The following is a 5,922-nucleotide window of genomic DNA, read 5'->3' on the forward strand; positions in this document are numbered from 1 at the left end:
GCGGGGCATCCCGATGGCGCTGGTCAATGCGCGCATGTCGGCGCGCGCGGCGCGGCGCTGGGCCCGCGCGCCGGGCTTCGCGCGCCGGGTGCTCTCGGCCTTCACGCTGGTACTGGCGCAGACCGAGGCGGATGCGGCGCGCTTGCGCGCCCTGGGCGCGCCCGGCGCCGCCTGCCCGGGCAACCTGAAATTCGCCGCCCCGCCGCTGCCGGCCGACGCCGCCGAGTTGGCGCGGCTGGCGGCACTGGTCGGCGACCGCCCTGCCTGGGTCGCCGCCAGCACACATCCGGGCGAGGAGGCGCTGGTGCTGGCCGCGCACCGGCGCTTGGCGCCGGCCCATCCCGGGCTGCTCACCATCATCGTGCCGCGCCACCCCGAGCGTGGCGCCGAGGTGGCCGCCCTGGCTGGAGCCATCCCGGCCGCGCGCCGCAGCCTTGGCGGCGACCCCGAGCCGGAGACGCAGGTCCTGGTGGCCGATACGCTGGGCGAGCTCGGCCTGTGGTACCGGCTGGCACGGCTGGCCTTCATGGGTGGCTCGCTGGTGCCGCATGGCGGGCAGAATCCGCTGGAGCCCGCGCGCCTGTCCTGCCCGGTGCTGACCGGCCCGCATACCTGGAACTTCGCCGAGATCCTGGACCGGATGGCGGCTGCCGGCGGGCTGGTCCGTGTCGATCCCGGACCCGACCCGGCCGCCGCGCTGGCCGAGGCGGTGGCCGCCATGCTAACGAACCGTGAGCAGGGGCGGGCACAGGCCGGCGCCGCTGCGGCAGTCGCGGCCGAGCAGGCCGGGTTGCCGGACCGGATCGCTGCGGCGCTTCTGCCGCTGCTGCCCGGGCCGGTGGATGGGATGGCCGCGTCGGGCGGCGATCGGGCGGTGGCACCGGAAACATCCGGGCCGCCGGGGGAAAGGACCTAGGTGGACTTCGACTGATGCGCGCTCCCGAGTTCTGGAGCGGCGGCAGCGGGGGGCTCGCGCCCATCCTGCTCTCGCCCGTCTCCGCCCTCTATGCGGCCGCCACCGCGCGGCGCATGGCGCGCGCCGGCTGGCAGGCGCCAATCCCGGTTATCTGCTGCGGCAACGCGACCGCCGGCGGTGCGGGCAAGACCACGGTGGCGCTCGATATCGGCCGGCGGCTCGGCAACCGCGGCATCGGCGCGCATTTCCTGCTGCGCGGCTATGGCGGCCGCATCAGGCAACCCACCCGCGTGGACCCGGCGCAGCACGACAGCACGGCGGTGGGCGACGAGGCGCTGCTGCTGGCGGCCGAACGCCCGACCTGGGTCGCGGCCGACCGCGCCGCCGGGGCGCAGGCCGCGATCGCCGGCGGCGCCCAGGCCATCGTGATGGATGACGGGCTGCAGAACCCGACGCTGGCCAAGGACCTCTCGCTGCTGGTGATCGACGGGTCCTACGGCTTCGGCAATGGCCGCATCATCCCGGCCGGACCGCTGCGCGAACCCGTCGCCGCCGCCGCCGCACGCTGCCGCGCGGCCGTGCTGATCGGCGCGGACGAGACGAACGCGCTCGCGCAACTGCCGCCCTCCCTGCCGGTGCTGCGCGCGCGCCTGCGCCCGGGGCCGGAGGCGGAACTCCTGGCCGGGCAGCCGGTCTTCGCCTTCTGCGGCATCGCCAACCCGCGCAAGTTCTTCAGCACGCTGCAGGAAGCGGGGGTGTTCCTCGCCGGGCGGCAATCCTACGCCGACCACTACCCCTTCGACGAAGGCGACCTGCGCGACCTGCTGGCCGAGGCGGACAGCCTGCGCGCGACGCCGGTCACGACGCGCAAGGATTTCGTGCGCATCCCGCCAGCCTTCCGCAACCGGGTGACCGTCGTGACCGTGCGGCTGGAATGGGAAGAACCCGTCGCGATCGAGACGCTGCTCGAGCCGCTGGCGTCGCGGGTGCCGATGCCGGCGTGAAAGGTTCCGAGGGGCGTTGCCCCTCGGGCTCCCCACCAGGGGGCTGCGGCCCCCTGGACCGCGATCTAGGGCCAGGACGCCGCGGGCATCGCGTCCATCGACGCAAACTCCGGGTCCAGGGCGGACCCCAGGCCGACGGCGTCCACCACCGAACCGAGCTCCAGCACACCCTCGCGGATCGACAGGCGCGGGCCGCGCGGGGTGTCGGCGTACAGGTCGGGATGGGCTTCCATGAAGCGCACGGCATCCGCCTTGGACTGGCCGGAGAAGCCGTCCACGAAGTGATGGCCGTTGCGCTCCACATGCACCAGGCCCATCGCGGAAACCAGTGCGAGGTCCTGCTGCACGCAGACGCCGGCCAGCGTGGTCAGGTCTTCGGCACTCATGAAGAAGCGCGGCTCCGGTTCCACGGCGTTCCAGGCACGGCAGCGCGCGAAATTGACCAACGACCGCCACACCCCCTTGCACGCCTTCGACGAAATGCCCGTGTAGCCCAGCGCCTTCGCCTGCACGAAGGCATCGAGGGGGCCGTCGCTCTCGTCCACGATGACCGGGCGCGCGGCGGCCAGAGCACCCATCGCTCCATCGAGCGCCTTGGCGCGCTTCACGGGCTGCTCGATGAAGGCGATGGAGGCATTGAGCCGCGCCAGCCGCGGTTCCGCCTGCATGGCGCGCCACAGCGCCAGCACGCCCTCGGCATCCTCGTACTGCTCGTTGCCGTCGAGGCTCACCTGGTAGCCACGCAGCCGGTCCAGCACGGAGGCGATGCGGCACAGCCGGTCTACATCGGCCGCGACATTGCCGCCTACCTTCAGCTTCCACCATGTGTGGCGATAGGTGGCGGCGACCTCCTCCACCGTCTCGGGCAGGCCGTCATCGACGCGCTCGGCCTGGTCGGCGGCGGTGATCGGGTCCACCAGCCCGACCGTGTGCCGCGCATGCATCCGCCGCGCGGGCGTAAGCGAGGCCAGCATCGCCGCGAAGTCGAAGCCGGGCAGGTCGGGCAGCACGGCATGCGGCGCCATGCCGCCGATATTTGCCCGCAGCCCCTGCGCGAAGGACAGGCCCTTCGCCTTGAGCAGCGCATCCAGCATGGCGCGGTCGAGCAGCGCGCGGCCATAGGAGGCCACCAGCGGGTTCAGTGATTCCGCGCCGCAGGCGGCGACATGCGCTGCGTAGGCATCGGCGTAGTGGCCGAAGGCGGTGTTCGCGCCAGCGGCCAGCGTGGCCTCGCTGGCGAGTTCCAGCGACCGGCGCAACTGGTGCTCGTTTTGCGCATCCGACCAGCGCGGGTCCTTGTCGAACCACTTCGCCGCCAGCGTCTCCGCCGCCACGCCCCAATGCTCGGATCCATCTTCCAGCGCGATGCGCGCGCGGATCACCGCCTGGCGGCCGTGGGTCACGGTGATGACGCCGAAGCGGAAGGGCAGGCGCAGGCGGAAGGGCCATTCGAAACGCTGCGTTTCCAGCAGGCGGAAGCGGGGGGCGGTCATGCGGCGGATTCCTGCAGCGCGCGGAGATAGCCGATGGCGCGCGCGGCGCTGGTCGGCCCGTCGGGGATGTAGTCGAAGGGCTCCACCGCGGCGAAGCCCGTGTAGCCGGTGGTGCGCAGCGCGGACAGCACCGGGCCGAAGCGGTCGGCACCCTGGCCGGGGCCGCGCTTGTTGCGGTCGTTCAGGTGGATATGCGCGATGAGTCCGGAGGGCATCCAGCGTTCGAGCAGCGCGGGGATGCTGGCGCTCTCGCCATTTCCGGCCGCGCAGGTGTCGAGCATGGTGCGCAGCGCCGGCTTGCCGATGCGGCGCACGATCTCCGCGGCCTCGGCGACCGTGGTGCACCAGTTGGTCTGCCCGGCATCGAGCGGTTCCAGGCAATAGGTCACGCCATGCTGCGCGGCCCAGTCGCCGGCGCGCGCCATCGCCTCCTCGGCGCGGGCGCCATCGCCCTCGGCAGCGACGTGCCGCGCGCTGGGCGAACCATGCACGAGCAGCGTCGCGCCGAGATCCGCCGCCAGCGCGACCACACGCTCCATCACGTCCAGCGTGCGCGCGCGTGTGCCCGCATCGGCGGTGGTGATCGACAACCCTGCCGGCGCCACCAGCAGCCAGTGCAAAGACGTGATGGCCGTGCCTGCGTCCGCCGCGGCACGGCGCAGCTCAGCGCGGCGCGACGTGGGCAGCAGGTGCGGCGCCTCGGCATCCAGCGTGAAGGGTGCCACCTCCAGCCCGTCATAGCCGAGCGCGGCGGCCAGCGCGCATTGCGCGGCGAAGTCGAGGTCGCGGATGACCTCGTTGCACAGGCTGATGCGCATCAGGCGATCTCCGTGAGCGACACGACGCGACCTTCTGCCGCGGAGAGCCGCGCCGCGTCCAGGATGCGGGCGGGGGCCAGCGCGCCGTCGCGCAGGTTGGCGTCTGGGATGCGGCGCGTGCGCACGGCCTCGAGGAAGGCGGCGAGTTCGGCGGCGACCACCTGCACGGGGTCGGCGGCGGGGATAGGCGGTTCCTCGCGCGCGGTGTGGCGCGGCAGCCACGCACCGTTCGCCGCGGGTTCGTGGGCGCCGCGGCGCAGGGCGAAGGTCTCGGCGGCGAAATCCACCTCGACCAGCGCGGCGCGGCCGGCGACGACGACGTCCTTGCGCGTCTCGGCCCCCGGCACCACCGCATCGGGCCAGCGACCCGGCAGCACGCAGCCGGCCTCGATCAACGCCGTGAGGCCGGAGGGAAACATCATCTGGATCACCGCCAGGTCCTCCCGCCCGCGGCCGAGCGAGTCCGCCAGCGTGGCGAAGACGCGCGCGGGCGCCTCGCCGGCGATCCAGGGCAGCAGGTCGGCGAAATGCACCGCGTCGTTCAGCAGCGCGCCGGAATCGCCGCGGGCGCGCTTCACGCCGGAGAAGCGCGCCGCGAGGTAGTGCAGCGCGCCGAAATCGCCCGCCGCCACCATGCACCGCAGCGCCTGCGCCTTGGGATGGAAGCGGAAATACAACCCGACCTGGGCGATGCGGCCTTCGCGCTCGGCCAGTGCGGCGAGCGCGGCCGCTTCCGCCGCGGTCTCGGTGGCTGGCTTCTCGAGGAACAGGTCGCGCCCGGAGCGCAGCACCGCGGTCGCGATGGGCACATGGGTGGGCACGGGTGTCGCGATGATGGCGGCGTCGCAGACGTCGAGGCCAGCTGCCAATGACGGCGCAACCGCGCAGCCGGTCGCCTCCGCCGCCGCGCGGTCGGGGTCCAGCACCATCGGCGCGATGCCGAGGCCGCGCAGCGCCGCCAGGTGCAAGCGCCCAAAGGCGCCGCAGCCGATCAGCAGCAGGCGTGGCGTGTTCGCGTCCATGGCGCCGAGTGGGCGGCCGGGCGGCGCGCGCGTCAAGCGCTTGACGGCGCGGCGCGCGCGGCGTGGCATTGCGCGATGCGACCGCTCACGCCCGACGACCTGCCGCGCGCCGCCGCCCTGTCGCGCTTGGTCGGCTGGAACCAGGTGGCGCGCGACTGGGCGCTGTTCCTGGCCGAAGGCGAGGGCCGCGCGCTGGATGACGGGCAGGATGCGCTGGCCGCGACGGCCGCGGTGATCCGTTATGGCGCGGACCTCGCCTGGATCTCGATGGTGCTGGTGCGCCCGGACCTGCGGCGCCGTGGCCACGCCACGGCGCTGATGCGCTGGGCGATGGAGGCCCTGGCGGGGACGCGCTGCGCTGCGCTGGACGCGACGCCGGCGGGGCGCGAGGTGTATCGGCGGCTTGGCTTCCGTGACGTCTGGGGGTTTGCCCGCTGGTCGCTGCCGGTGCTTCCAGGCGGTGCGGGGCCGCGCGCGCTGCGCGACGACGACTGGCCCGCCGTGCTGGCGCTGGACGCGGCCGCCTTCGGCACGCCGCGCGAAGCCTTGCTGCGGGATTTCGCTGCGCGCGCGCCCGCCTTCGTGCTGGAGGGCGATGCCGGCCTGCGCGGCTTCGCTCTCGCGCGGGACGGCACGCGCGGGCCGCAGGTCGGCCCCGTGGTGGCGCGC

At 73.8% G+C, this 5,922-nt stretch carries 6 protein-coding genes; 3 read left to right on the plus strand and 3 right to left on the minus strand.

The annotated features are described in order from the left end of the window. Both HW578_RS21820 and lpxK read left to right on the plus strand, forming a co-directional pair. A partial coding sequence (locus HW578_RS21820; RefSeq protein ID WP_198372825.1) for a 3-deoxy-D-manno-octulosonic acid transferase occupies positions 1 to 916 on the plus strand: 916 nt, incomplete at its 5' end. A gap of 14 nt (positions 917 to 930) precedes the next feature. Beyond that, on the plus strand, positions 931 to 1,920 hold the full coding sequence (gene lpxK / locus HW578_RS21825) for a tetraacyldisaccharide 4'-kinase (RefSeq protein ID WP_198372826.1): 990 nt from the start codon (positions 931 to 933) through the stop codon (positions 1,918 to 1,920). A gap of 65 nt (positions 1,921 to 1,985) precedes the next feature. Here the strand turns inward: lpxK and HW578_RS21830 are convergent, their stop codons facing one another. From HW578_RS21830 to HW578_RS21840, 3 genes are read right to left on the minus strand one after another with little or no spacing between them, the layout of a single operon-like run. Further along, positions 1,986 to 3,413, minus strand: a complete 1,428-nt coding sequence (locus HW578_RS21830) for an enolase-like domain-containing protein (protein WP_198372827.1) — start codon at positions 3,411 to 3,413, stop codon at positions 1,986 to 1,988. Next, positions 3,410 to 4,231, minus strand: coding sequence for a sugar phosphate isomerase/epimerase family protein (locus tag HW578_RS21835; RefSeq protein WP_198372828.1), 822 nt, complete (start codon positions 4,229 to 4,231; stop codon positions 3,410 to 3,412). Before HW578_RS21835 ends, HW578_RS21830 begins: the two co-directional genes overlap by 4 nt. Continuing rightward, the gene (locus HW578_RS21840) at positions 4,231 to 5,322 is read right to left on the minus strand and encodes a Gfo/Idh/MocA family oxidoreductase (protein ID WP_198372829.1); all 1,092 of its coding nucleotides are present in this window, start codon (positions 5,320 to 5,322) and stop codon (positions 4,231 to 4,233) included. Before HW578_RS21840 ends, HW578_RS21835 begins: the two co-directional genes overlap by 1 nt. 6 nt (positions 5,323 to 5,328) lie before the next feature. On the opposite strand from HW578_RS21840, the gene HW578_RS21845 reads away from it, so the two are divergent. Beyond that, the coding region (locus HW578_RS21845) for a GNAT family N-acetyltransferase (protein WP_198372830.1) at positions 5,329 to 5,922 on the plus strand (594 nt) is incomplete at its 3' end.

The sequence above is a fragment of the Roseomonas rosulenta genome (genome assembly GCF_016106005.1).
GTDB lineage: Bacteria > Pseudomonadota > Alphaproteobacteria > Acetobacterales > Acetobacteraceae > Neoroseomonas > Neoroseomonas rosulenta.

What these genes read in the sequence shown, in the direction of transcription:
- lpxK (WP_198372826.1), top strand. Translation starts at nt 931, where the DNA reads ATGCGCGCTCCCGAGTTCTGGAGCGGCGGCAGCGGGGGGCTCGCGCCC.
- HW578_RS21830 (WP_198372827.1), bottom strand. Translation starts at nt 3,413, where the DNA reads ATGACCGCCCCCCGCTTCCGCCTGCTGGAAACGCAGCGTTTCGAATGG.
- HW578_RS21840 (WP_198372829.1), bottom strand. Translation starts at nt 5,322, where the DNA reads ATGCCACGCCGCGCGCGCCGCGCCGTCAAGCGCTTGACGCGCGCGCCG.
- HW578_RS21835 (WP_198372828.1), bottom strand. Translation starts at nt 4,231, where the DNA reads ATGCGCATCAGCCTGTGCAACGAGGTCATCCGCGACCTCGACTTCGCC.